Raw genomic sequence first — 25,764 nt, forward strand, 5'->3', positions numbered from 1 at the left:
CGGGTGTGCGATACGGAGACAGTACAAATGAATAAGTTGGATGCCGTTGCGACCGAAGTTGCAACCGTCAAGTTGTTGATCGACGGCGAGTTCGTCGAATCGAAGTCCCGCGAGTGGCGCGACGTGGTCAATCCGGCCACGCAGGCGGTGCTGGCCCGCGTGCCGTTCGCGACCCGGGACGAAGTGGATGCGGCGGTGTCCGCAGCCAAGCAGGCCTTCAAGACCTGGCGCAAGACGCCCATTGGCACGCGCGCGCGCATTTTCCTCAAGTACCAGCAGCTCATCCGCGAGCACATGGGCGAGCTGGCAGCGTTGCTGACCGCGGAGCAGGGCAAGACCCTGCCTGACGCCGAAGGCGACGTGTTCCGTGGCCTGGAAGTGGTCGAGCATGCGGCGGCCATCGGCAACCTGCAGCTGGGCGAGCTGGCCAACAACGTGGCCAACGGCGTGGATACCTACACCTTGCTGCAGCCGCTGGGCGTTTGCGCTGGCATCACGCCGTTCAATTTCCCGGCGATGATTCCGCTGTGGATGTTCCCGATGGCGATCGCCACCGGCAACACCTTCGTGCTGAAGCCGTCGGAGCAGGACCCCATGGTCACCATGCGCCTGGTGGAACTGGCGCTGGAGGCGGGCATTCCCAAGGGCGTGCTCAACGTGGTGCATGGCGGCGAGGAAGTGGTCAACGCGATCTGCGATCACGCCGACATCAAGGCGGTGTCGTTCGTGGGCTCCACCCGCGTCGGCACGCACGTCTATCACCGTGCTTCGCAGTCCGGCAAGCGCGTGCAGTGCATGATGGGCGCCAAGAACCACGCGGTGGTGCTGCCCGACGCCAACAAGGAGCAAACGCTCAATGCGCTGGCCGGCGCCGCGTTCGGCGCGGCCGGGCAGCGTTGCATGGCTGCCTCGACCGCCGTGCTGGTGGGCGAGGCGCAGTCGTGGATTCCCGAGCTGGTCGCCAAGGCACGCACGCTCAAGGTGAATGCCGGCGTCGAGCCGGGCACCGACGTGGGCCCGCTGATTTCCTGCGCCGCCCGCGAGCGCGTGGAAGGCCTGATCGCTTCCGGCGTGCAGCAGGGCGCCACGCTGGAGCTCGACGGTCGCTCGCCGCAGGTGGCTGGCTATGAAGAAGGCAACTTCGTCGGCCCCACCATCTTCTCCAACGTGAAGCCGGGCATGCGCATCTACGACGAGGAAATCTTCGGCCCCGTGCTGGTGATTCTCTCGGCCGATTCGCTGGATGAGGCCATCGAGCTGGTCAATGCCAACCCCAACGGTAATGGCACGGCGGTGTTCACGCAGAGTGGCGCCGCGGCGCGCCGCTTCCAGGAGGACATCGACGTGGGCCAGGTCGGCATCAACGTGCCGATCCCGGTGCCGGTACCGCTGTTCTCGTTCACCGGTTCGCGCGCGTCGAAGCTGGGGGACCTTGGCCCGTACGGCAAGCAGGTCGTCACGTTCTACACGCAGACCAAGACGGTGACCCAGCGCTGGTTCGACGACCAGACCCTGGCCAGTGGCGTCAACACCACCATCCACCTCAAGTGATGGGGTGCCACCATGGATATCAAAGCCATGCCGGGGGCATCGCCGGAGCTGACGGACGAGCAGCAGGCGTTCCGTGAAGCGGCGCGCGACTTCGCCCAGGCGGAGCTCGCGCCATTTGCCGCCCAGTGGGATGCGGAGAGCGAGTTTCCGCGCGAAGCCATCCGCAAGGCTGGCGAGCTGGGTTTTTGCGGCCTGTACACCGATGAGCAGGCCGGCGGCTCTGGCCTGACCCGGCTGGACGCGGCGATCGTGTTCGAGGAACTGGCCGCCGTCGATCCGTCGACGGCCGCGTTCATCAGTATCCACAACATGGCCACGTGGATGCTGACCAGCTTTGCCACGCCTGCCGTGCGCGATGCCTGGGGCCCTGCACTGGCCCAGGCCGAGCGTCTTGCGTCGTACTGCCTGACCGAGCCGGGTGCCGGTTCGGATGCGGCCTCCCTGCGCACGCGTGCCGATCGCGACGGCGATCATTACGTCCTGCACGGCAGCAAGGCCTTCATCTCCGGCGCGGGTGCCACCGACATGCTGGTGGTGATGGCGCGCACGGGTGGCGAAGGCGCGCGCGGCATCTCTGCTTTTGCGGTGCCCGCGCACCTGCAGGGCATCGGCTACGGTCGCAACGAAGAGAAGCTGGGCTGGCACAGCCAGCCCACGCGCAGTATTACCTTTGATGGCGTGTGCGTGCCGGCGGACCACCTGCTGGGCAATGAGGGCGATGGATTCAAGATCGCCATGAAGGGCCTGGACGGCGGCCGCCTGAATATCGCCGCCTGTTCGCTCGGCGCCGCCCAGGGCGCGGTGGACGCGGCGCGCCGCTACATGGGCGAACGTCGCCAGTTCGGCAAGAAGCTGGCCGAGTTCCAGGCGTTGCAATTCAAGCTGGCCGACATGGTGACCGAGCTCGTCGCTTCGCGGCAGATGGTGCATACCGCCGCGCGCAAGCTCGATGCGGGCAGCCACGATGCAACCGTGTGGTGTGCGATGGCCAAGCGCTTCGCCACCGACGCCGGCTTCGCGATCTGCAATGACGCGCTGCAGATCCACGGTGGCTACGGCTACATCCGCGAATACCCGGTGGAACGCCTGCTTCGCGATTGCCGCGTGCACCAGATCCTGGAAGGCACCAACGAAATCATGCGCGTCATCGTGGCGCGCCATCTGCTCAACACCGAAGAGGAATTGCGATGAGTCATGCGGGCAAGCATTACACCGGGCTGCATCTGGCCATCGACGGCCACGTGGCCGTAGTGACCCTGACCAACCCGCCTGCCCATACGTGGACGCGCGAAAGCCTCACGGCGTTGCGCGACCTGGTGCGCGACCTCGATGCCGATCGCGACATCTATGCCCTGGTCATTACCGGCGATGGCGAGAAGTTCTTCTCCGCGGGCGCTGACCTCAAGCAGTTCGCCGATGGTGATAAGTCGGTAGCACGCGAGGCTGCACGCCGCTTCGGCGAGGCCTTCGAAACGCTATCGTCGTTCCGTGGCGTGAGTATCGCGGCGATCAACGGCTACGCCATGGGCGGTGGCCTGGAGTGCGCGCTGGCCTGTGACCTGCGCATCGCCGAAGAGCATGCCCAGATGGCGCTGCCGGAAGCGAGCGTGGGCCTGCTGCCCTGTGCCGGTGGCACCCAGAACCTGGCGCGCCTGGTGGGCGAGGGCTGGGCCAAGCGGATGATCCTGCTGGGTGAGCGCGTGGATGCCGCCACGGCCCAGCAGATTGGCCTGGTCGAAGCGGTAGTGCCCAAAGGAGAGGGCAAGGCCCGTGCGCTGGCCTGGGCACACCAGGCGGAGAAGCAGAGTCCGGTGAGCCTTGCGGCCTGCAAAAAGCTGGTGCAGGCCACCCGTTCGCAGACTCAGTCCACTGCCCTGGTGCAGGAGCGCGAGGCCTTCGTCGACCTGTTCGACAGCGCCGATCAGCGCGAGGGCGTGCAGGCGTTCCTCGAAAAGCGCGCGCCGCTCTGGAAGAACGCATGAGCACGGTGAATGCCGAGGTGCAGGGCGAGGCGCCGGTACTGTTCGAGGAGCGGGCGGCCGCCAACGGCAAGCGCATCGGCGTAGCGACGCTCAATGCGGCCAGGACGCTCAACGGCCTGTCGCTAGAAATGGCGCGTCTGCTGGACAACCAGCTGCATGCGTGGGCCGAGGACAAGGCCATCGCGGTTGTTGTGTTGCAGGGTGCAGGCGAGAAGGCGTTCTGCGCCGGTGGTGACCTGCACGGGCTTTATCGCTCGATGCTGGAGTACCGTGCGGGCGGCCGTCACGACATTCGCGACAACGCCTACGCCAGCAATTTCTTCGCGGTGGAATACCGGCTCGATTACCGCATCCACACCTATCCCAAGCCGGTGCTGTGCTGGGGGCATGGCATCGTCATGGGGGGCGGTATCGGCCTGATGGCCGGCGCCAGCCATCGCGTGGTCACCGAACGATCGCGACTCGCCTTTCCGGAAATCACCATTGGCTTGTATCCGGACGTGGGCGGCAGCTGGTTGCTGCATCGCGTGCCTGCACTGGGTGGCCTGTTCCTGGCCCTCACCGGCGCACCCTTGAATGCGGGCGACGCCATGTATGCCGGCATGGCGGACGTGCACATCGAAGAACGTCATCGCCAGGACGTATTCGCCGCACTGGCACAAGCGAACTGGTCCGATCATGGCGACGCCAATGGCACCCTGCTGACCGAGCTACTGCAGGGTCATGCTTCGCCGGCCAAGCCTGGTCCGCTGCAGGCGCACCGGGAACTCATCGGCAAGCTGTGCAGCCAGGATGGACTCGCGGCGATCGTGCAGGCTATCGCGGGCATCACGCAGGACGACCCGTGGCTGATCACCGCGCGCGACACGCTGGCTGCCGGCTCGCTGGGTTCGGCGCGACTGGCCTACGAGCTGCAGCAGCGCGCGGCATCCTTGTCGCTGGCCGAGGTGTTTTGCCTGGAATACATCGTTTCGCTGCACTGCGCGGCCCACGGCGATTTTGCCGAGGGCATCCGCGCGTTGCTGATCGACAAGGATCGCCAGCCCCGCTGGCATCCCGCCACCCTGGCCGAGGCCACGCCGGCCTGGGCAGACACCTTCTTCCGCGCGCCCTGGCCCGAAGGGGAGCACCCCCTGGTCAATCTCGGCGACACAGCTTACGGAGTCAGCAAGTCATGAGTCGAATCGCGTTCATTGGCCTGGGACACATGGGCGGCCCAATGGCGGCCAACCTGCTCAAGGCGGGGCATGAGCTTCTCGTGTTCGACCTGGTGGCGTCTGCGGTGGAGCAGGCGGTCGGGCAGGGTGCCAAGGCGGCCGCCAATGCGACCGAGGCGGTTGCCCATGCCGAGATCGTCATCTCCATGCTGCCCGCCAGCCGCCATGTGGAAGGGCTGTATCTCGGCGAGGCAGGCCTGTTGCCGCATATCCCGGCCGGCGCACTGGTCATCGATTGCAGCACCATTGCGCCGGCCGCGGCGCAGAAGGTGGCCAAGGCCGCCACGCAGCGCGGGCTGGCCATGCTCGACGCACCGGTCTCCGGCGGCACGGCGGGCGCCGCTGCAGGCACGCTGACCTTCATTGTGGGTGGCGATGAGCATGTGCTCGAGCGTGCCAGGCCGATACTGGCGGCGATGGGCAAGAACATCTTCCACGTGGGCGCCAGCGGCGCGGGCCAGGTGGCCAAGCTGTGCAACAACATGGCGCTGGGCGTGATCATGGCGGTGACCGGCGAAGCGCTCGCGCTGGGTGCGGCCCATGGACTCGACGCCAAGGTGCTGTCGCAGATGATGGCCGTAAGCACCGGGCGCAGCTGGGCCACCGAGGTCTGCAACCCCTGGCCGGGCGTGCTGGAAAACGCACCGGCATCGCGTGGCTATGCCGGCGGCTTCGGTACCGACCTGATGCTGAAGGATCTTGGCTTGGCCGCCGAGGCAGCGATGGGCGTCGGCGCCTCCATTCCCCTGGGTGAACTGGCCCGCAATCTTTACGCGCTCAACAGCAAGGCCGGCCGCGGCGGCCTGGACTTCTCGAGCGTCATCAAGCTGGTAGCACCTGATCCATGAATGACCCTGTACGTGAAAAGCTGGTACTCCCGAATGGGGCCCACAAGCTCCTGATGCACTCCTGTTGCGCTCCGTGCTCCGGTGAGCTGATGGAGGCGTTCCTGGAGTCGGGCATCGAATACACCATCTTCTTCTACAACCCCAACATCCATCCGCTGAAGGAATACCTGCTGCGCAAGGACGAGAACATCCGTTTTGCCGAAAAGCATGGCGTGCCTTTCATCGATGCGGATTACGACACCGACAACTGGTTCGCCCGTGCCAAGGGCATGGAGAACGAACCGGAACGCGGCATCCGTTGCACCATGTGTTTCGACATGCGCTTCGAGCGCACGGCGCTGTACGCGCACGAGCACGATTTCCCGGTCATCACCAGTTCGCTCGGCATCTCGCGCTGGAAGAACATGGCGCAGATCAACGACTGCGGCCACCGCGCAGCGAAGCCCTACGAGGGGCTGGTGTACTGGGATTACAACTGGCGCAAAGGCGGCGGCAGCCAGCGGATGATCGAAATCAGCAAGCGTGAGCATTTCTACCAACAGGAATACTGTGGTTGCGTATATTCGTTGCGCGACACGAATCGCCACCGCCGCGACCAGGGCCGTGAGCGTATCCGCCTCGGCGTGAAGTTTTACGGTGACGAAGATGCCGCACCTGAAGCGGCCACCGTATCGCTTCCGCAGGACAAGGCCGGCACATGAGCAAGGCCGTTTACCTGGTCGATGTCGTGCGCAAAGGGCGGGAGGGTGAGTACAAGCAGCTGCGCCACGCTGGGCGTCCGCTAGCGGGTGATCCCGCCGACGAGGACTCGCCGGGCTTTGTCGAGGCGATCCGTGCCAGCAATCGCCGCGAGGCGATGGTGTTGGTAAGGCGCAAGTATCCGGAGCATCTCGTACTCGACAAGGTGGTCAAGACTGGCTGATCGGCGAGCCTGTTACCGCCAGTGCGGCAAGCGTGCCTCTACTCAGGGTGAAGCCTCCTGTTGTGACTCGCTTCGCACGGTGTTGCTCAGGACGCCGATTCCATCGATTTCCACCTCAAAGACGTCGCCAGGCTTCTTAAAAACAGGCGGCTTTCGGGCCGCCCCGACGCCGCCGGGCGTCCCGGTGATGATCACGTCGCCCGGCTCAAGACTCATCGCCACGCTGATCATTTCGATCAGCGATGGGACGCTGAAAATGAGCTTGTCGGTGGACGAATCCTGCATGACCTTGCCATTCAACCGCCCCTGGACGCGCAACCCGTAAGCTCCTGGTGGCAACGTGTCAGGGGTCACCAACCACGGTCCGAAGGATCCCGTGCCATCGAAATTCTTGCCGATCGTCCATTGCGGCGTACGCATTTGAAAATCACGGATCGTGGCGTCATTGAACAGCGAGTAACCCGCAACGTGGTCAAGGGCGTGCTCGCGGCTGATGCGGCGCCCCCTGCGCCCGATCACTACGGCGAGTTCGGCCTCATAGTCGAGCGCTGCCGACTCGGGCGGGAGCCGGATCGGATCACCGTGGGCGATCAGACTTGTTGCGAACCTCCCGAAAATTTTGGGGTAGACGGGTTTTTCGAGTCCGCTTTCCTCGAGGTGGTCATCGTAGTTGAGGCCGACGCAGAGGATTTTTCCGGGTCTGGGTACCGGCGGCAGTATTCGAGCCTTACTCAGATCGATGGCGAGCATGCTCAGCAGCTCCCTACCAGCGCGCCCGAGATCCGCGCCTTGTGCGATCAGGTCGGGCAGGGTACCCGGAAAGCCTCTCTCGCCTTCCATGAGTCCGTACCAGCCCGAGCCTTCATCAGCGGCGATTCCAGGGACCCCGGCCCTCTCAAAATGGACGATGCGCATGGATTCTTTCTCCAGTGTCCCGCAGGCTCCCGCTAAAAGCCAAAGACGTCGTTATGGTTGGGGCGCTTCTGAAATCAAAGACGCGCGCGGCAACCCGGCAGTCAAAAAGCTTCGCGGTGGTGACGACGACGCTAAAGCTAGCGCACCGCCACTTTTATCGCTTGTACGATGTTGATTGGGTATGTGAAAAATTGCGCGCGCCAAAGAGCGGGGCGGCGCGAGGCACGCAGGCTGCAAACCCAAAGTGGGATTCCGTTCCGGTGCGCGCCAGACTTACTGCTTCGATTCCGAAGCACGCACAGCTTTGCGCCGACAAGAGCTAGCGTTCGTGCCACCGAGGACTGCTGACCTATGTCCGCAGGGATAAGTGTGCGATTGCGGTGGTCGTGGGTGCCTATGCCTGCAAGCAATGCGTGGCATTGCCGGTTCGGAACCATTTATGGCTACCGCCAAAGTGCAGGCCAGGCAGCAGCCGCCCGCGACACGGGCCTTGCCGGACCCGAGGCTACTCAAGCCAGGCGCGCCGGATCTTCAGGCGTTTCCTCGCGCGCAGTGGGCTTCGGCACTGGCATCCAGAGCCAGGTCCTTGCGGCGCGGTGGCCTAGACTATCGCGATGAGACAGGGCTGCCTGAGCTAAAGGAGGCCATCATTGAGCACGTCACCGCGACGCGCGGTGTGAACGCAGAACCCGATCAGGTGCTCATCGTGCCTACGGCACGAGCCGAGATCGATCTGCTTGCGGGGGGGGCTTTAAATCGATTCCCGTTGCCCCGCAGGAGGCATGGATCGAGGAGGCGTCAGGGTGCTGCGGCGTCATGCACGTCGATGCGCAGCAGCTTCAGTACTACGGTCTTGCGTGGCCGCCGGGCAACAGGCGCACGGCCTCGAATACACTGGCCATGGCGACCGCGCCGATGAAGCGATGCACGCGATAATCCGGAATGGCGGGCAGTGCATCGGTAAGGTCATCAGGAGGGGATTTCCTCCAGCAGCTTTTCTATCCTGGCCAGTCGCTTGTCCATGCTGTCGAGGCTGGCCTGGATCGTTTGCTGGCTGGTCGCCTGCGCGGCGAGCATTTGGTCGACCTGGCCGCCTTTGGCCTGCGCGATGTCTCGCTGAGCCTGGTACTTCTCGGAAAAAATGCCGTGGATGTACCAGCCTGCGATGGCCGCAACCGGAATCAACACGCCAAGCGCTTCTGCTTTCATGCCCGCTCCCCATCAGTCCTTGAGTGCAAGTTCGCGAATGGTCTTCGCATCGAGTTTCAGCTGGAACGGCACCACCTTGAAGTACTTCAGCGCCTTTCCATCCTTCGACAGTTCCAGTCTTCCAACCAGGATTCCTGCTTCCTCCAGCCGGGCCAGATGTGCGTAGAGCAGTGGCCTTGACATGCCGAGCCGACGCGCAAGCTCGCTGACATGTAGCTCGTCCGCCGTAAGGGCGCCCACGATCCGCAGTCGCTGGGGGCTTGCGAGCGCCGCCAGTTGCCCGGCCAGTGCATCTATGGAGACACAGCTCTTGGTCATGTGTCAACAATAATTGACACATGTTGCTCATGGCAAGCGATGCCGGCCGGCACCCGCGAGCGCCGCCCTGGGGCGCCGGCAGGCGCTGCGAGAATCCCGCATGGCCGTGACGCACTCATGCCAGCGCTTCCCTCATGAGAACGAGGCGATGGCCATGCCTGGATGCGGGTACACCCATGCCGCTATGCAGGTCGATAATGGCCTCGTCGGCCAGGGAGTCACCGGTGGATCCCGATCGCTCCACGTCCGCATTTCCGAGCACGCGAATCAAACAGAAGCCATGCGGCTAGATGGGATGCCGCGGGAGGGGAAGGGCAGGTGCTTCAATGGAGGCGTGACATAAGGAGAGGGCGTCCGAATCGGCAGCTGGCAGAGGCGTTCAACCACATAAAACCAGACACTTGGGAAAAACGGTAAGCATTATTACGGGTTAGCTGCCTGCCGGTACCGCGCTCATGGCGATAGTGTCAACTTGTGGAGCTGGTTTCCGGCGTCATCAAAGTTGCCTGGCTCCAGCCACGCCTGGAATGACTGCCGCAGCCGCGGCCAATCGCGATCGATGATTGAGTACCAGGCGGTGTCTCGATTGAGCCCCTTCACGACCATGTGTTGACGGAACAGGCCCTCATGACTGAAGCCGAAGCGGATGGCAGCGCGCTTAGAGGGGGCATTTTCGTCATTGCACTTCCATTCCAAGCGCCGATACCCGAGCTGAAAGGCGTAGTCGGCGAAAAGGAAAAAGGCCTCGGTGGCTTTGCGGGTGCGAGCCAAGGCCGGCCCCCACATGATGTGCCCGATCTCGATGACGCCATTGGCCGTATCGATGCGCATGAATGCCTGTCGGCCCTCCGCGCGGCCAGTCGTCTTGTCCACTACCGCAAAGAACAGCGGATCGGCCCTCGCGATCGCCCGCTCCATCCATTGATGCTGCTCTTCGATGCTGCGAGGCGCTTCCTCAGCAAGATAGCGAAAGCGCTCCTCGCGGCCTTCTGCGGTGGAAGCCTCGAATAGGGCCTGAGCGTGCTGCTCAATGTCCAGGGGTACGAGGTGCACATAGGCGCCTTCCAGGGGGAGTTTGTCGGGCTGCGGAGCGCCCTTCCAGTTCAGGGTCATGGCGGGTATCCATTGGTTGGCCCCTGATAAATGCCAAGAAAGTGGTAGCCTGTATCTATCCACTTTCATGAATTTCGACATACCACCTTTATGGCCAGGAACGCGCCGCGGCCTTTTTGGATCGCCCTTGAACGCAGCCAAGGCGGTTTGGAGAGTCAGCTGTATGCAGGGCTTCGTGACCAAATACTTGCTGGCACGATAGCGGGTGGTCACAAGCTGCCATCGACGCGCGAACTCGCAGTTACACTTGGCATATCTCGCGCGACGGTCGTGAGCGCATTTGATCGGCTGAAAGCCGAGGGGTACCTGGAAACACGCAAGGGCTCGGCAACACGGGTCAGCATGCTTCCTCCCGCGATTAATGGGGCCGTCAAAGTGCAGGCCCAGCGGCAGGTGCCCGCGACAAGAACTTTGTCGGACCCACGGCTGCTCAAACCTGGTGCCCCGGATCTTGAGGCCTTTCCTCGCGCGGAGTGGGCTTCGGCGCTGGCATCTAGAGCCAGATCCTTGCGGGACGGCGACCTGGACTATCGCGATGAGACAGGGCTGCCCGAGCTAAAGGAGGCCATCATTGAGCACGTCACCGCAACGCGCGGTGTCAACGCAGAACCCGATCAAGTGGTCATCGTCCCTACGGCACGAGCCGCGATCGATCTGGTTGCGGGAGAGATCTTCAAATCGATTCCCGTTGACCAGCAGGAAGCGTGGATCGAGGAGCCAGGGTACTGGGCGGCGCAAGGCATCTTGAAGTCGATCGTTTCAAAATTGGTTCCCGTCCCTTGCGACGCCGATGGGTTAGATCCTTTGGCCGCACCGGCGGGGCATCCCAAGCTGATCTACACAACGCCCTCACACCAGTATCCCACCGGTGTTTCGATGAGCCTTGAGCGGCGACTTTCCCTGCTTGCCCTGGCCGAGAGGACGGGCGCCATCATTATCGAAGACGATTACGACAGTGAGTTCCATCAAGGCCCGCAGGCCATGCCCTCGCTGCAGGGAATTGATCGGAGTGGATCAGTCGTATATCTGGGGACATTTTCCAAACTCCTCGCGCCAGCCATTCGCGTCGGATACATGATCGTCCCCAGGGCGATTCTCGAATTGGTATCGAGCGGCCATCGTCGGAAAGGATTGGCAGTGTCGCTTTACGTTCAAGCGGCCCTCTCGACGATGATGAAAGATGGAAGAACTCGCGCGCATTTACGCCGAGTGAGGCCGCTCTACGCAGAGCGCATGGCGGCGACTGTTCGCGCTTTGACGGCCCATTGCGGCGGGTATCTTCGTGTTGGTGATGGTCGGGATGGCCTTCAGCTAACGACCTGGTTCATCGACCCGCAGGCCGATGACGTCTCGATTGCCAGGGCATTGCAGGATGAAGGATACGGAGTACGGCCACTGTCACCATTCTTCCTGGGGAGCGCGCGTCCAGGCCTTCTTTTTGGCATTTCCTCGGTCGACGTCGGCAGCATCGATAGGCAAGCTCAGGTCGTTGCGCAGGCAATAGGCCAACGAGTGGCTGGAAAACCACGATAGGACCGGTACTTCCAATCACGAGCAGCGACAGAGTCAACGTTGCTGAGCTTTATTCTTGCCGAGGGGTGTCGAATAGGAAGACGTGGGTCCTGACGACCCGTTCAGTCTAGGCCAAGCTCGCGTGCAGATGCTTTCGATGGCGGAAAGCGCGACACCCTGGCTCCGCTCCACGGGATTCCTTGGGACGCTGTACGGCGAATAGGGAAGCCTGCGTGGCGGCGCGCGGCCCTTTGGCTGGTCGCAGATCAGGTGATTCCAGGGCTTCCCGCTAGGTGCCGGCCTGAGACTATTCCGGTGGCATATTTGGCGGCTACAGATCGATGGTGGGATGACTTTCCTCCATCGCCGCACACACAAAAACTGCGCCACGTGCATGCCTCACTTCGCCGTCTTTGTGCACCATTTCCAGTCGATCGAATGGGGAGTTAACGCCGAAGACTGGAACTGGAAAACTTGCTCCAATGCCAGATCGCGATGATCTAAGCCACGGGGTAGGACATGCCTGTGTCTTACCTCGTCGGTGAAACAAAGACATGCCGTGCCCAGTGCTCAGCGAGCTTCCAATCTTGGTGCTGACGATTAGGGATAGTTATCGCGGATAGAGGTGGCTAGTTCCATTTTGTTGGAATGTCCGTCCGCGACCCGGGCATCAACTCGCGCACGAGCACCCGCAACGGGGTGACATTAAAGCTTGAGTCGTTTCGGCCGACATCCTCCGATGGCCGCCAGGCGACCAGCACTAACTGACGCGCGATGCTACCTAGCATCGTCCTGATCGCGCATCAGGGGGAACTATCCAACATTTTTCATACCTGGACGACAGCGCGTTTGCCGCTGGGCGAGCAGGGGCGTTTCGCATCCACGAATGGACTCACATCCTTGAACAAGACCTACCGCCTCGTCTTCAACCGCAGCCTCGGCAAGCTGCAGGTCGCATCTGAACTCTCCACTTCGCGCGGCGCCGGCAACGGCGCTGACCATTCCACGAAGCCACGCGCCCGCGCAGCATTCCTCGTCGCGACCACGTTGGCGCTCAGTCTCGCTGCCACCGGTGCGTGGGCCGACATCACCGGGACGAACGGCGCGAGCGCCACCGGTGCCGCCGGCGCGACGACCCCTGGTGCCGACAACGGAGGCGGTGATGCCAATACCTTGGGTGGTAATGGCAGCCCGGGTCAGAGCCCCGCTGCTGGGGCGGGCGGCCAGGGCGGCAGCGCCACCAGCGCGAACGCCGCTGGTGGCCACGCGGGCATCGGCCAAGGTGCTGTAGGTGGAACTGGCCAGGTCAATTCCGGCGGCGGTGGCATGGGTGGTGGCCTCGCGACCGACGGTGAAGGTGCGGGTGGCGGCGGTAGCGCTGTCGACCCGATTCTGGCCGGCGTCGGAAACGGCGGTGGCCAGGGTGGTGGCGTTGGCTATGTCTACGACGGCGTGACCCTCAGCAACGTGGGTGTCACGGTTGGCGGGCAGGGCGGCGATGGCGCTTCGTCCGGATCCGGTATGGCGGTGGGTGGCGCGGGCGGCGGTGGTGCCGGTGTGTTGGTCAAGAACGGCGCGAACCTCACGGTCGGCGACACGGTGACGGGCGGCCAGGGTGGCGGCGGCAACTCGACCGCGGGCGGCGGCGGCGATGGCGCGGACGGCATGTCCGGCTCCACGCTCACCAATGACGGCGTGATCACCGGTGGTAAAGGCGGTGCCTCCAACGTTGGTCAGATTATGGGTCACGGCAATGCCTCGGGTGGTGCAGGCGTCGCGCTGGACAACACCGGCGACACACTGATCAACACGTCCGGCTACGCCATCTGGGGGGGTGCAGCCTCCAATGGCGGCGGTATCGCTATGGATGGCGAGGGTGGTGCGGGCATCGTCTCGCTGGGTAACGCCAACATCTTCACGGCTGGCCTCGTGGCCGGCGGCGAGAACGGTGACTTCACGCAGGCCGACGCCATCGACCTCTACAACGGTGGCAATACGCTCACGCTCGGCGCGGGCTTCCGCTTCCAGGGCAGTGTCATCAGCAACGGCGGCGATACGTTGGTGCTGGGCGGCACCGACGACGGCACGTTCAATCTCGGCCAGATCGTCGGCAGCAATCCGGGTTCGCATAACGCGTACGGGCAGCCGACGGCGTTCTATGGCTTTGATAGCTACAAGAAGTCCGGCAGCGAGACGTGGACGCTGACCGGCCCCGCGTCGGTGGCGACGAAGTGGGAAGTGCAGTCGGGCACGCTGGGCCTGGCGCTCGGCGCGACCACGGGAACCATCACGGTTGATCCGGGCGCTGATCTCTACATCCAGGACAGCAGCTCGGTGGTGCAGGGCGCTGACGGCACCCGGGGCACCTCCACGATCGGTGGCACGGCCGGAAACGGCGGCGCGGGCGCGCTTGGCGTCTCGGCCGGTACCGGTAGCTCCATCGAAAACTACGGCCAGAGCATCGGCGGCGCCGGCGGCCTCGGTGGCGACGCCAACGGCAACGCGGGAGCCTCGTCCCCGAACGGCGGCGTGGGCGGCAACGGTGGCAACGGCGGCGACGGTATCAACGGCGACGGCTTCACGCTGACCAACGTGGGCACGGTTCGCGGCGGCACGGGCGGTACCGGCGGCGATGCCAACAGCGACGTGGGCGGCCCCGCCGGCACGCCGGGCTACGCGGGCGCGGGCGGCAACGGTGTCTCCGGCGCGAACTTCGCCGTGCTCAACCGCCAAGGCGGCACGATCGCCGGCGGCGACGCCGGCATGTGGGGTGCGGCGGACGGTCAGGGCGGCATGCAGTCGACCGCGGGCTACGGCGTCACGTCGACCGGCGCGGCGAGCATCTACAACGACGGCCAAATTGCCGGCGGCCGCAATGCGGACGGCAGTCACGCTGACTCCGTCTACCTGACCGGCGGCGCGAACGTCCTCACGGTCGGCATCGACGGCACCTTCGTGGGCAACGTCATCTCCAACGGCGGCGACACGCTGCAGCTGGAGGCTGATGCCGGCGAGAACTTTGCGTTCGATCTCTCGCGCGTCACGTCGAACGTCACCGATCCGACTGTCTCGTATTTCGAGGGCTTCGACACCTTCAGCAAGGTCGGCGCGGGCACGGTCATCCTGCAGGGCAACAACAATGTACTGGCCACGTGGGCCGTCAACGGCGGCACGCTGACGCTGGGCACGAATAGCTCCGGCGCCGCATCGATCGCATCCGCGTTCATGGTCTCTGGCACGACGCTCAACGTCGGCACGAGCAATTCGGTACTGGCGGCGCAGGGCGACCCTGGTACGAACTTCCCCGCTTCGCTCCCAACCGACACCGGCGGTGCAGGTAGTGCCGGCGTGAGTGCTGTCATGGGCGATAACGTCGTCGTGAACAACGGCGGCATGATCGTTGGTGGCATCGGTGGCGTCGGCGGCTCGGCCAACGGCATGGGCGGTCTGGGCAACATGCCTTACGCCCCGGGTAGCCAGGGTTCCAACGGCGGCATCGGAGGCGTGGGTGGTAAGGGCGGTGCCGGCATCGCCGCCACCAACGCCACCATCACTAACACCGGCTACATCTACGGCGGTATGGGCGGCGCGGGCGGCTCGGCGAACGGCGGTAGCGGCGGCGCTGGCGGCGCGGGCCTTAACTTCGTGGGCCTCGGCATCCCCGGCGGTCCTGGCAGCCAAGGCGGTGACGGCGGCAACGGCGGCGTGGGTGGTGCAGGTGGCCAAGGTGGTTCGGGTATTGAGGGCTTCGACCTGACCGTCAACAACGCAGCAGGCGCGATCATCGAGGGTGGCGAAGGCGGCGGCCCTGGCTTCGCCGCGGCAGGCAACGGCGGCAGCGGCGGCCTTGGCGGCGCCGGTGACGTCGGGAGCGGCGAGAACGGCGCGGATGGCAATGCTGGCGCTGCTGGCGCCAACGGCGCGGTCGGCGCGGGCGGCGTGGGCGGGGTCTCGACGGGCAGCAGTCTGATCAAGATTGCGGGCACGATCTCCGGCGGTGTGTCGTTCGATGGCAGCAGCCGCGCCGACGCGATTGACGTCAGTGGTGGCGGCAACGTCGTCGAGCTCCTCGCCGGTGGTACTTTCCATGGCAACGTGGTGAGCAACTCCGGCCCTGGCGCCGATACGTTCGCGCTGGGCGGCGACGCCAATGGCACCTTCGACATGACCCACGTCGTGGGGACGATCGATCCCTCTGCCGAAGACATCAACGACTACGAGATCCAGGGCTTCGCGAACTTTGAGAAGGATGGCGCCTCGACCTGGACGCTGACCGGCGTGGCCGGTACCGACACGCACTGGCAGGTCCTGCAGGGCACGCTTGCCGTTTCGGCATCGAACAGTGTGGGCGGCGTGAACTCGTCCATCGTCCTCAACGACGGCACGACGTTCGAGAGCACCGCCGCGATCAGCTACGCAGGTGAACTCGATGTGCGCGGTGCGAGCACAGTGCAGACGGACAGCGATCTCACCCTCAAGGGCGTCGTTGGCGGCCCCGGCGAGCTGATCAAGACCGGCACCGGTACGCTGACGCTGGCCAACAGCGCGCTCTACACCGGCGGCACCGACATCAAGGCGGGCACGCTCGTCGTGGGTGATGGCGCAACGCACGGTTCGATCCTGGGCGACATCACGGACGAATCCGCACTGGCGTTCAACCGCAGCGATGTCACCAGCTACGCTGGCGCGATCAGTGGCGTGGGCTCGGTGGAGCAGAAGGGCACCGGTACGCTCGTCCTGACCGGAAACAGCACGTACACGGGTGGCACGACGATCTCGGCGGGCGTCCTGCAAGTCGGCGCGGGTGGCACCACCGGTTCGATCACCGGTGATGTCGTCGATAACGGTGTGCTCGGCTTCGCGCGTACCGATGACCTGGAGTTCAGCGGCAACGTCACCGGAACGGGTTCGTTCAACCAGTACGGCAGCGGCCGTCTGACCGTCACCGGCAACATTGCCATGGACGGCGGAACGACCGTCGCCAATGGCAGCCTGCAGATCGGCAATGGCGGCACGAGCGGCTCGGTTGCGGGCGACATCCTCGTGAACACGCTGGTCCTGTTCAACCGGAGCGATGACGTGACCTACGCCGGCAACATCGCAGGCTCCGGTGCGGTGACGAAGAAGGGTGCTGGCATGCTGACGTTGACCGGCAATAGCAGCAACGATGCTGGCTTGTTCGTGGTCGGCGGCACGGTGCAGGTCGGCAATGGTGGCACCACCGGTTCGGTGACTGGCGACATCGATGTCGAGACCAACCTGTCGTTCAACCGCAGCGATGACGTGGCTTACGCGGGCACCATCACGGGCGCAGGTGCTGTTGCGCAGCGCGGCGCCGGCACGCTGGTGCTGACGGGCGAGAGCGATTACACCGGTGGCACGCTCATCAAGGGCGGCACGCTGCAGATCGGCGATGGCAACACGTCGGGCTCGATCGTCGGCGACGTGGACAACGAGGGCACGCTGGAATTCAAGCGCGCGGACGACGTGGCGTTTGCCGGTGTGATCACTGGCACGGGCGCGGTGGTGAAGGACGGCACGGGTGATCTCGCGCTGACCGGCGCCAACGCCTACACCGGTGGCACCGTCGTCTACGGTGGCTCGCTCACCGGCGACACCACCAGCCTGCAGGGCGACATCGTTGACCACGCACTGGTGACGTTCAACCAGGCGGCCGATGGCATCTACGCTGGCGCGCTGTCGGGTGACGGGCGTCTGGCCAAGACGGGCGCGGGCACGCTGATCCTCAACGGCAACAGCGCGGCCTTCGCAGGCACGACGTCGATCGCTGGCGGCACGCTTGAAGTGGGCGACGCTGATCACGCCACTGCAGAACTGGGTGGCGGCGTCACGGTGCAGACCGACGGCACGCTGCGCGGTCACGGCACCATCGACGGCGATGTCGTCAACGGTGGCACCGTGCGCCCGGGTGGTTCGGTTGGCACGCTGACGATCAACGGCAACTACACGCAGACCGCTGCGGGTACGCTGCTGATCGACACCACGGCCGATGGCATGGGCAGTGCCCTGAAGGTCAACGGCAAGGCCGCCATCGACGGCGCAGCCATGCTGCTGTTGCCGTCGTCCGACTGGAAGCCCAACACCAACTATCAGGTGTTGAACGCGACCGGCGGCGTGAGCGGACAGTTCGCCACGGTGCAGTCGAACTTCGCCTTCGTGACCCCGAGCCTCGTGTACGGCACGGAGAACGTCGGCTTCTCGCTGGTCCGCAACCAGGTGAGCTTCCCTGACGTAGCCACGACGCCGAACGCCAAGGGCGCATCGGCCGTTGTCGAAAGCCTGGGCGCCGGCAACGCCGTGTATGACGCGGTGCTGATGCTGGACAAGCCGACGGCGGTGTCCGCATTCAATCAGCTGCAGGGCCAGATCCAGGTGAGCGTGCGTACCGCGATCATGGACAACGATCGTTATGTCCGTGACGCAGTGACCGCGCACCTGTCGGGCGTGGACAGCAGCGCCACCGGCAAGAGCGCAACCAGCGATGGCGGCGTGACGGCGTGGACCTCGGCATGGGGTCACTGGGGCAGCCACGACGGGGACGGCAACGCGTTCGACCTGAGCAACAACGGTAGCGGCTTGGTGGTAGGCGCGGACCTTCCGGTTGGCTCCGACTATCGCGTCGGCGCGTTGATTGGCTCCGGTGAAGGCACGGCGCGCACGGATTCGCCGAGCGAGTCCTCGCATCAGGTGAACACCTATGCCGGCTTGTACGGTGCGGCCGCGTTCGGCCAGGTGAACGTGCAGGCTGGCGCTGTGTACGGCTGGCAGAAGATCGACACGAACCGCACGCTGTCGTTTGGCTCGTTCGCCGGCTCCGCCAACGCGCGTTACCACGGCAACACCGCGCAGGGTTACGTCGATGGCAGCTATGCCTTCGAGGTCGGCCACTCCACCGTGTCTCCGTTTGCCAACATCGCGTACGACTACCTCCACACCAACGCCATGCGCGAGGCCGGCTCGGCCGCAGCGCTGGCGTCCGATGCTGAGGGCAGCTCGATCACGACAGGCACTCTCGGCGTGCGTGGTAGCTTCGCGCTGGACGACACCGGTGCTCTGCGTGCGGTGGTCAGCCTCGGCTGGCAGCACGCGTGGGGCGACGTGACGCCGACGACCATCCTGCGCTTTGCATCGGGCAGTCAGTCGTTCGACGTTGCCGGCGTGCCGGCGGCTCGCAACGCGGCAGCCGTCAACGGTGGCATCAGCTTCAAGGTGGCGAAGGACGTGACGGTGGACGCAACGTACAGCGGCCAGTTTGGCGATCACGCGACGGATCAGTCCGGTCGTTTGAGCGTGAACTGGGCGTTCTAAACGAAGTGACAAGCGGCGGCCAATTGGCCGTCGCTTGTCTTCCTTGACGTGCGACCTTCAACACGATCAGCGTTCCTCAGCCAAGTTCGGGTGAGTGACATGGTTAGTTGGGTGACGACAGAACGACAGCTGATTGAGCCCATTTCGCAATTTTACATAATATACATTATGCGAAATTCTTGATGAGGCTGGCCGCTGGCACGGCTTTTGTCGTCATCCCGCTAATTCTGTCGTTTGTCCGCTAATCGTGTCATGTCCGCTTATTCGGTCATCTTTTGACGCCGTGCTATTTACGGCCTGATCCTGCCGGCGACTTCTTTGGTGTGCGAGCGCGCGTGGACGCTAAAGAGTTGCAACAGTTCACCACGCCCGCCGGCCGCATGGTGACATTGCGAGAAATCGCCCAGCTTCTACAGGATCAGGTCGAAGGCCGGCACGATCTTGCCGGCGCATGGCTTGGCTGGCGTATCCGCCAGAACCGCCTGATTCCGCCCGGCGAAGCCTTCCGCCAAAGCCAGATCACGCCCACCACCCTCAGGGCGTTCGCTCGCTGGCTTCGGAGTCTTGAGGGCGAACAGGCTCAACTTGAATTTCGCACCGAGCCGCGTCGGGAAAGTTGTGCTGCGCCTCGGCAGGTCGCACCCCTGCATCAGCAGGCCAGTAAAGCAGGCCGTTCTTGCACTCCACCTTGCCCACCACCGTTGGGTGCGGACCGTGCCGATATGCCGGAGCACTTTGACGCCCCTGTGCCGGGTCAGCGGCAAGGGCTGGCTCAGGGGCAACCACAGAAGCCGAGGCAACGCGAGAATGTAATTCAACTTGCTGCCAGCCTGCGGCTTCGCCGCTTCAGGCTGACGCCTCTCGTTGCGCGAATCAGCCACCGTCCACGAACGGATTATAGAGCCCGTCCGCCGCGATCTGGCGGCACCGGTTCGCCTCGACGGCGTAACGCGTGCCCTGCTCCGTATGGCACCTGCAGCGGCCATCATCCACGGCCACGCAGAACAGGCGAGGCACCGTCTTGACCCGGAAATCATCAAAAGCCGGCGCTGTCCACGGCAGGCCGTCCACACGAGGCCGAAGCTACGTGGCGTAATCCTTTTGACGCAACGCCAAATCGACCGCCTTGAGGTCCGCCTGCGGGCCTTTGGCGCCCGATGCAGTCGGCGTGCTGCCACTAACGGCGGCGATGTTCTGCTCGCGCAGATGCTTCAACACGATAGGCACGGCAATGAGCGCACCCACGGCCAGCACAGCTGCACTCCGCTCACGCCCCGAACACGCCTGGACAGTGGTCGCACTCGCCCGGGAGGCTGCGCTTTCACGGCCCGCATCTTTTGCCCACTTCAGCCGAGCTGTGAGTCTCGCCCCATGGAACACGTACAGGCTTGGCGCATGGCGATCGCCAAGCGTTTATTGCGCGATGACGACTTGGAAATCACTCAGATTGCCGAGCGCGTTGACTACAGTTCTTCCAGTACTTTTACGGTGGCCTTCACTCGCCAAGTAGATCTGTCGCCGGCACGCTATGGGCGTAGCGCTCAGCGACGCTCAGCAGCATCTCGCCAAGCCATGCAATCAAAACGGGCATTGTCAGCCTCTCCCGCTGGCGGCGATCACCGCGGCCGAAGACAGCGCAAAACCGATCACCAGTGCACGCAGCCACGGGCCAATGAAGCACTTGTCGGCCAGCGGGATCGCAAGCGAACCCATGCCCCCCAGCAACACCGCAATGTCTTTGCCGGCTCACGCAATGTTTATGCCGATTCCGGCACGCCAATTGCCCCATTCGTTCAATACACCGCATCGATACTGCCGAATCATAGTTTGCACGTTCCGCGTGATCGTTCATTTCAGCGACTGCACCCCGACTGCCGTTATCAGTGCGGGCAGAGGTGCGGGCTATGACCGCGGATTTGTCGACAAACTAGCGCGCCGCCATCAGCGGTTGCACGGCACGCACAATGGAATCCTGGGGAGGATGAGCATGGCGCAGCATGATCGCGGAGCGACTAGACATGAGCGTGAGCTTGGCGCCACGCATGGCAGTAATCGAGGACGCGTGACGGGCTTACGGATGGCCGCACTGGCTCTGGCCATCGGCTGTTGTTGCGGCCTGCATGCGCAGTCGATCACTGGCGGCCTGCACGGTACTGCGCCAACCGGCGCTGGCGTGGTTGTCGAGGTCACTCGACCGAACACGGGTTACGCCAAGAACATCAATCCAGATCGTGACGGTCGCTATAACCTCGATTATCTGGTGCCTGGCGATTACCAGGTGAAGGTGATCCAGGATGGGAAGACGTTGGATACCCGCGTCATCCGCGTGTCGCCCAACACCTCCGCCATCGTGCCCTCCGTTGCGACTGCGACTGAAGCAAAAGCGACATCCCTCGCAACGGTGACGGTGACGGCCAACCATTTGGCCACGGTGCTCAATCCCATCGACGTGAGCACACCGGAGCTGTCCACGGTGTACAGCGCCAGTTTGCTGCGGCAACTGCCGATTGATCCGGGCAACATCTACGCCATTGCTAATCTGAACTCCACCGCCAATGGCGGCGTGCGCGGCTCCACCTACCCGCAGGTGGGCGGTGCCAGCCCGTCCGAAAACCGTTACTACTTCAACGAATTCGACACCACTTACGATATCACCGGCCAAGGTGCGATTGTGTTCCCGCAAGAGGCGGTGGACAGCACACAGTTCATCAGCGGCAGCGGTGCACTGAGCTGGACGAGCACCACCGGCGCGATCACCTCCGCCACCTTGCGTCAGGGCACCAACGACTTTCATGCCGGTTACGACCTTTACTATTCGCTGCCGAACTCTAACCTGCTGAGGCCGAACGGAAAGGACTCTTACAACAGCGCCGGCTACCGCTACCTTTACCAGTCGCCGGACAGCGCCGGAGGGCTGGCCACGCAGTACCTTTGGGCATCGGGCGCCCTGGTCAAGGACAAGCTGTTCTTCTTCGCATTGCTGGGCAATCAGCCGCCGGCCACCACCACCACCTATACCGCCACACAGCGCAGCAACAACTCAACGCGCAATTCGAATGCTCTGCTTAACGTGACCTGGAACATCACGGATAGCCAGGCGCTCAACGTGGCCGGGTACAAGACCAAGACGCTTTCTTCCTACAATGCCTATGCGATGGCTGATTCGTATACGCCATCATCGGTCTACGGCCCGCCCGCGTGGTCCGGCATCGACTCCCGGCAAAAGATGCTGATCGGCAATTATCACTGGCAGGTCAACGATGACCTGAGTGTACGAGTGATGGCCGGCAGCATGCGATTCGACTACGTCGGCACGGATGAGTTGGCTGGCGTGCCCTATGTAAGCGAATACGATGCGACCACTGGCATCACCCAACAGCTGTACGGCGGCGTCAACGACCAGTACTCACCTTACGACTACTACTACGCCAAGCGCGGCTTCAAGGGCGACCTTGTCTATACCCTCGGCGATCATAAGATCACCTTCGGTGGCGAGAAGTACACGAATATCTACCACTACGCGCCTACTTCCAACGCCAATGGAAACTGGTCGTATCTCAACTACAGCGCCTACGCCGGCTCTTACCTCGGCAATGGCGTTTATGTTCCGGAAAACGGCCAGCTTGTTTATGCCGTCGACTATGCAACGGGCGGCACCTACCGCTCGGTGCAGAACGGCTACTACGCCTACGATACCTGGCAAGCCTCGCCCAACCTGGTGCTGGAAGGCGGCTTGCGGCTGGATCAAATGCGCAACAATGCTTCGGACGGCACCACCTTTCTGCGCATGAACGTGCTGTCTCCGCGCATCGGTGGATCGTGGGACGTGCATGGCGATAGTTCACTCAAGATCGGCGCCAATGCAGGCAGGTACACCCTGCCGATGCCGTCAAACCTGAATTACCTGATTGCCTCGGCTTATACCTATAAGTACACCTACTACTCGTACTCCGGACGCGACCCCATCACCCAGGTGCCGACCGGCCTCAGCCAGCTCGGTGAGCCGTTCGACTACAGCCACCCGCTGCCTTCGCTTGTCACCGTCACCAGCCGCAACCTCGAAAACACCAAGCAGAACGAGTTCCAGATCTATGCGCAGCAGCAACTCACGCCCACCTGGTCGCTTCTGGGCCAGTTCGATGCGCATATCCTGCAGAACATAGTGGACCAGACCTGCGATAACGTCGGCACGATAACCAATTACGTGCAGACGCATGGCTATCCCAACTATGGCGGACTGACGGGCAGCTGCATCGAATTCAATCCGGGTCGCTCGATCGTGCTACGCGACGACCTGAACGGTAACGGCACGCTATCCGACATCACCATACCCAACAGCTACCTGCAAATGCCTAAGGCGCGCCGCAACTACTACGACCTCACCTTCACGCTCAGCCATGCGCGCTCGGATGACGAGCCGTATTTCCTCAGCGCCAGTTACACCTGGGGTCATCTCTACGGCAACAACGACGGTTACACCAACCTGACACAGCAGCAAACCGATGCCGGTATCACGGCGATGCCCGGGCAGAGCGGCAACTACACCTTCCAACAGTTCACCAACGGCTTCAACGGCAATCTCGCCGCCGACATCCGCAACAACTTCGTACTGAATGGCGTGTACTACTGGAAGACCGGCCTTCGTCTGGGCGCCGTGTTCAACGCCCATACCGGCGCGGCCTTCAGTTGCCTGGGCATCTATCCCGATCCCAACAACAGCACGCTGTCCGGTTATGGCGCAGTAACCCACTACTGCGGCGGCAACCTGGAGACCCAGGGAAGCACATGGCGCCCGCCGTTCTACATGCGACTGGACATGGACCTCGGCTACGACTTGAACTTCCAGCGTGGCGGCACGCTGAGTCTCGATCTGCGAGTCACCAACATCACCAACAGGCAGACAGTAACGAGCCGCTACATGCTCGCCGATGCAGGCGGGTTCAATAGCAATAACGTGCCGATTCCCAACACCAATTACCTGGCGATCAACGCGTATCAACCGCCACGCGCAACCTACCTCTATTTGCGCTATACGTTCTGAGGCTAACAGGTGGAGGCGGCCGTTAAAAAGACACTTCCGAATACTGGCGCCGCCCCATGCGGCGCCAGGGGAGCAATCGATCCGGGCGGACGCCGCCCCCTGTCGCCAGTGGTGGCTGGCAAACCAAGGTTGGAGATAGCCTACTCATTACCGGCCACCTTGCCCGCATCGTCTTCGCTATGGAGTAGCGCCACTGTGGCTGTGAAGCAACGCACAAAGTCGACGCCATCGGATGCATTGCCTCATCCGGGACAGGCCAATGCGCTGTCGAATATAAGTCCCGGGGATATCGAAGTACTTTTCGATGCGATTCCCGATGTGCTGTTCTTCGTCAAAGACGAACAGGGCCGCTACACCCACGTCAATATCACTATGGTGCGCCGCCTTGGCCTGAAGTCGCGCAGCGAGGTGATCGGCAAGCGTGTGAGTGATGTGTATCCCAGCGGCCTCAGTGCGGCCTACGCACGCCAGGACGCTCAGGTGCTTGCTGGTGAAATCATCGAGAACCTGCTTGAGCTGCAAATCTTTCCCAATCGCGCACCGGGTTGGTGCCTGACCTGCAAGCGACCACTATTCATCGACAGCAAGATCATGGGTGTCGTCGGCATCTCGCGCGATCTTGGGCTACCCGACAGTCGCGGACCTATCTACGAGCAGTTGCGTCTGGCGCTGACCTACCTGAGTGAGCATTTCTCTGAAAACGTGCGCATGCAGACATTGATGGATATCACCGGGTTTTCCGAGTCGAAATTGCAACGTTACTTCCGCCAGGTATTTCAGCTTACCCCGCAGCAGATGCTGACGCGGCTGCGCATTCAGATGGCCATGCATCGCGTGCGCGGCGATGAAAGTGTCGCCAGCATTGGTCAGGCTTGCGGGTTCAGCGACCAAAGTGCATTCACCCGCCAGTTCAAGGCCATGGTCGGGATGACGCCTAGCGACTACCGCACGCTGCTGCGCAAGGAAGCGTCCACCTAGTAGTACCCGGTCACACCGGCGTACAGTGCACGCTTGCCCGGAATAAGAGGCGGAGGCAGTTAAACTGGACGGAATGGCGTCTGGGAGGTGACTCAGCTTGTTGCACTATGGCGATGCCATGAATCGCTTCGCGGCCGGCGCCACCTCAACGTCGTGTGAGCTCTTATCGCGCCGCTTTGCGGCACTGTTTAACTACCTCCGTCCCCTATTCCCATCGGCATAGATATGGCGGGAGCGGCGTTGGCTGCCTACGTGCGAACACTTGGAGCCGGTCAAAGTGCCTACGATCGCTTTTCTCTCAACGGCGACCCATCCGCACTCGATGCGCGTGCCCGTCAAGGTCTGACCCTATTCAAGGGCAAAGCGCTTTGTTCTGAATGCCATGTATTGGAGGGAAGTCCCGCGGCGCTTACGGATCAAAAGTACCACCGCACAGGTGTTGGACTGGACAGTGTTGCGCAACGCCTGCCTGCGCTCTCGCTGGAAATCGTTCGGCGCTCGCTTGCAGGCGCTGCCATTGGAGACCGCGTCGCCGCACACGCTGATGACGCTAAGCTAGGGCGCTTCAATGTGACGCGCGACCCCACGGACATTGCATGTTCCGCACCCCTTCGCTTCGGGGGGGGGCTGCCACAGCGCCTTACATGCATGACGGAAGCGTGAGCACTCTCGAAGAAGCCATAGACAGGGAAATCTACTACCGAAGCCTGCAATCGGGACACCCGCTTAATCTCAGTGTCGAAGATCGACAAAACCTCAAAGCGTTTCCTGAGACACTCTAGAATCTAGCTTCCGACAGGCACCTTTGAAGGCTTTTGTATACCTGTGA

19 protein-coding genes are annotated in these 25,764 nt (G+C 63.1%); 13 read left to right on the forward strand and 6 right to left on the reverse strand.

All coding sequences use genetic code 11. The features are described from left to right. Window positions 1-27 precede the first annotated feature (27 nt). Genes DVU99_RS13360 through DVU99_RS13390 form a run of 7 tightly spaced genes read left to right on the forward strand, consistent with a single transcriptional unit; the run spans window position 28 to window position 6,520 of the window. Window positions 28-1,551: a CoA-acylating methylmalonate-semialdehyde dehydrogenase gene (locus DVU99_RS13360; RefSeq protein ID WP_114240722.1), complete on the forward strand. Its 1,524-nt coding sequence runs from the start codon at window positions 28-30 to the stop codon at window positions 1,549-1,551. A 12-nt stretch (window positions 1,552-1,563) separates the two neighbouring features. Beyond that, complete coding sequence (locus DVU99_RS13365) at window positions 1,564-2,742, forward strand: acyl-CoA dehydrogenase family protein (protein ID WP_114240723.1); 1,179 nt, start codon at window positions 1,564-1,566, stop codon at window positions 2,740-2,742. Beyond that, the gene (locus DVU99_RS13370; protein WP_114240724.1) at window positions 2,739-3,533 is read left to right on the forward strand and encodes an enoyl-CoA hydratase; all 795 of its coding nucleotides are present in this window, start codon (window positions 2,739-2,741) and stop codon (window positions 3,531-3,533) included. Before DVU99_RS13365 ends, DVU99_RS13370 begins: the two co-directional genes overlap by 4 nt. After that, entirely contained in the window at window positions 3,530-4,711 is a 1,182-nt protein-coding gene (locus DVU99_RS13375; RefSeq protein WP_114240725.1) for an enoyl-CoA hydratase/isomerase family protein, read from the forward strand. The genes DVU99_RS13370 and DVU99_RS13375 overlap by 4 nt, the downstream gene beginning before the upstream one ends. Continuing rightward, window positions 4,708-5,598, forward strand: a complete 891-nt coding sequence (mmsB, locus tag DVU99_RS13380; protein ID WP_114240726.1) for a 3-hydroxyisobutyrate dehydrogenase — start codon at window positions 4,708-4,710, stop codon at window positions 5,596-5,598. Before DVU99_RS13375 ends, mmsB begins: the two co-directional genes overlap by 4 nt. Then, the gene (locus tag DVU99_RS13385) at window positions 5,595-6,299 is read left to right on the forward strand and encodes an epoxyqueuosine reductase QueH (RefSeq protein ID WP_114240727.1); all 705 of its coding nucleotides are present in this window, start codon (window positions 5,595-5,597) and stop codon (window positions 6,297-6,299) included. Before mmsB ends, DVU99_RS13385 begins: the two co-directional genes overlap by 4 nt. Further along, entirely contained in the window at window positions 6,296-6,520 is a 225-nt protein-coding gene (locus DVU99_RS13390; RefSeq protein ID WP_114240728.1) for a hypothetical protein, read from the forward strand. Before DVU99_RS13385 ends, DVU99_RS13390 begins: the two co-directional genes overlap by 4 nt. Before the next feature lie 42 nt (window positions 6,521-6,562). Here the strand turns inward: DVU99_RS13390 and DVU99_RS13395 are convergent, their stop codons facing one another. From DVU99_RS13395 to DVU99_RS13415, 4 genes are all read right to left on the reverse strand, one after another. After that, window positions 6,563-7,435: a fumarylacetoacetate hydrolase family protein gene (locus DVU99_RS13395; protein ID WP_114240729.1), complete on the reverse strand. Its 873-nt coding sequence runs from the start codon at window positions 7,433-7,435 to the stop codon at window positions 6,563-6,565. Between the two features lie 969 nt (window positions 7,436-8,404). Then, window positions 8,405-8,644, reverse strand: coding sequence for a hypothetical protein (locus DVU99_RS13400; RefSeq protein ID WP_114240730.1), 240 nt, complete (start codon window positions 8,642-8,644; stop codon window positions 8,405-8,407). 12 nt (window positions 8,645-8,656) lie between these two features. Further along, window positions 8,657-8,962, reverse strand: coding sequence for an ArsR family transcriptional regulator (locus DVU99_RS13405; RefSeq protein WP_114240731.1), 306 nt, complete (start codon window positions 8,960-8,962; stop codon window positions 8,657-8,659). Between the two features lie 453 nt (window positions 8,963-9,415). Then, on the reverse strand, window positions 9,416-10,075 hold the full coding sequence (locus DVU99_RS13415) for a GNAT family N-acetyltransferase (RefSeq protein ID WP_114240733.1): 660 nt from the start codon (window positions 10,073-10,075) through the stop codon (window positions 9,416-9,418). A 90-nt stretch (window positions 10,076-10,165) separates the two neighbouring features. Here DVU99_RS13415 and DVU99_RS13420 point away from each other — a divergent pair, with 90 nt between their 5' ends. Together DVU99_RS13420 and DVU99_RS20290 are read left to right on the forward strand one after the other, a co-directional pair. Further along, window positions 10,166-11,608, forward strand: a complete 1,443-nt coding sequence (locus DVU99_RS13420) for a PLP-dependent aminotransferase family protein (protein ID WP_114240734.1) — start codon at window positions 10,166-10,168, stop codon at window positions 11,606-11,608. Between the two features lie 879 nt (window positions 11,609-12,487). Beyond that, on the forward strand, window positions 12,488-18,916 hold the full coding sequence (locus DVU99_RS20290) for an autotransporter-associated beta strand repeat-containing protein (RefSeq protein ID WP_198670314.1): 6,429 nt from the start codon (window positions 12,488-12,490) through the stop codon (window positions 18,914-18,916). 410 nt (window positions 18,917-19,326) lie between these two features. On the opposite strand, the gene DVU99_RS13430 is transcribed toward DVU99_RS20290, so the two are convergent. Together DVU99_RS13430 and DVU99_RS19960 are read right to left on the reverse strand one after the other, a co-directional pair. Continuing rightward, on the reverse strand, window positions 19,327-19,797 hold the full coding sequence (locus DVU99_RS13430) for a hypothetical protein (RefSeq protein WP_157971439.1): 471 nt from the start codon (window positions 19,795-19,797) through the stop codon (window positions 19,327-19,329). A 202-nt stretch (window positions 19,798-19,999) separates the two neighbouring features. Then, window positions 20,000-20,170 (reverse strand): hypothetical protein, encoded by a 171-nt coding sequence (locus tag DVU99_RS19960; RefSeq protein ID WP_198670315.1) that lies wholly within the window; start codon window positions 20,168-20,170, stop codon window positions 20,000-20,002. Window positions 20,171-20,311: 141 nt separating this feature from the next. Between DVU99_RS19960 and DVU99_RS13440 the strand changes: the two genes are divergently transcribed. From DVU99_RS13440 to DVU99_RS20305, 4 genes are all read left to right on the forward strand, one after another. Then, on the forward strand, window positions 20,312-20,824 hold the full coding sequence (locus tag DVU99_RS13440; RefSeq protein WP_198670316.1) for a helix-turn-helix domain-containing protein: 513 nt from the start codon (window positions 20,312-20,314) through the stop codon (window positions 20,822-20,824). A 169-nt stretch (window positions 20,825-20,993) separates the two neighbouring features. Beyond that, window positions 20,994-23,957, forward strand: a complete 2,964-nt coding sequence (locus tag DVU99_RS13445) for a TonB-dependent receptor (RefSeq protein ID WP_114240738.1) — start codon at window positions 20,994-20,996, stop codon at window positions 23,955-23,957. A 264-nt stretch (window positions 23,958-24,221) separates the two neighbouring features. Then, on the forward strand, window positions 24,222-24,935 hold the full coding sequence (locus DVU99_RS13450) for an AraC family transcriptional regulator (RefSeq protein ID WP_114240785.1): 714 nt from the start codon (window positions 24,222-24,224) through the stop codon (window positions 24,933-24,935). Between the two features lie 596 nt (window positions 24,936-25,531). Beyond that, window positions 25,532-25,717, forward strand: coding sequence for a methylamine utilization protein (locus DVU99_RS20305; RefSeq protein WP_343126329.1), 186 nt, complete (start codon window positions 25,532-25,534; stop codon window positions 25,715-25,717). The last annotated feature ends 47 nt before the right edge of the window (window positions 25,718-25,764 follow it).

It is taken from the genome of Dyella sp. C9 (assembly GCF_003332825.1).
Taxonomy (GTDB): domain Bacteria; phylum Pseudomonadota; class Gammaproteobacteria; order Xanthomonadales; family Rhodanobacteraceae; genus Dyella.

Bases quoted from the DNA above. Each gene is read 5' to 3' on its own strand.
- DVU99_RS13360 (WP_114240722.1), top strand. From the start codon at position 28: ATGAATAAGTTGGATGCCGTTGCGACCGAAGTTGCAACCGTCAAGTTG.
- DVU99_RS13365 (WP_114240723.1), top strand. From the start codon at position 1,564: ATGGATATCAAAGCCATGCCGGGGGCATCGCCGGAGCTGACGGACGAG.
- DVU99_RS13370 (WP_114240724.1), top strand. From the start codon at position 2,739: ATGAGTCATGCGGGCAAGCATTACACCGGGCTGCATCTGGCCATCGAC.
- DVU99_RS13375 (WP_114240725.1), top strand. From the start codon at position 3,530: ATGAGCACGGTGAATGCCGAGGTGCAGGGCGAGGCGCCGGTACTGTTC.
- mmsB (WP_114240726.1), top strand. From the start codon at position 4,708: ATGAGTCGAATCGCGTTCATTGGCCTGGGACACATGGGCGGCCCAATG.
- DVU99_RS13385 (WP_114240727.1), top strand. From the start codon at position 5,595: ATGAATGACCCTGTACGTGAAAAGCTGGTACTCCCGAATGGGGCCCAC.
- DVU99_RS13390 (WP_114240728.1), top strand. From the start codon at position 6,296: ATGAGCAAGGCCGTTTACCTGGTCGATGTCGTGCGCAAAGGGCGGGAG.
- DVU99_RS13395 (WP_114240729.1), bottom strand. From the start codon at position 7,435: ATGCGCATCGTCCATTTTGAGAGGGCCGGGGTCCCTGGAATCGCCGCT.
- DVU99_RS13400 (WP_114240730.1), bottom strand. From the start codon at position 8,644: ATGAAAGCAGAAGCGCTTGGCGTGTTGATTCCGGTTGCGGCCATCGCA.
- DVU99_RS13405 (WP_114240731.1), bottom strand. From the start codon at position 8,962: ATGACCAAGAGCTGTGTCTCCATAGATGCACTGGCCGGGCAACTGGCG.
- DVU99_RS13415 (WP_114240733.1), bottom strand. From the start codon at position 10,075: ATGACCCTGAACTGGAAGGGCGCTCCGCAGCCCGACAAACTCCCCCTG.
- DVU99_RS13420 (WP_114240734.1), top strand. From the start codon at position 10,166: ATGGCCAGGAACGCGCCGCGGCCTTTTTGGATCGCCCTTGAACGCAGC.
- DVU99_RS13440 (WP_198670316.1), top strand. From the start codon at position 20,312: ATGGCGATCGCCAAGCGTTTATTGCGCGATGACGACTTGGAAATCACT.
- DVU99_RS13445 (WP_114240738.1), top strand. From the start codon at position 20,994: ATGGCCGCACTGGCTCTGGCCATCGGCTGTTGTTGCGGCCTGCATGCG.
- DVU99_RS20305 (WP_343126329.1), top strand. From the start codon at position 25,532: ATGTTCCGCACCCCTTCGCTTCGGGGGGGGGCTGCCACAGCGCCTTAC.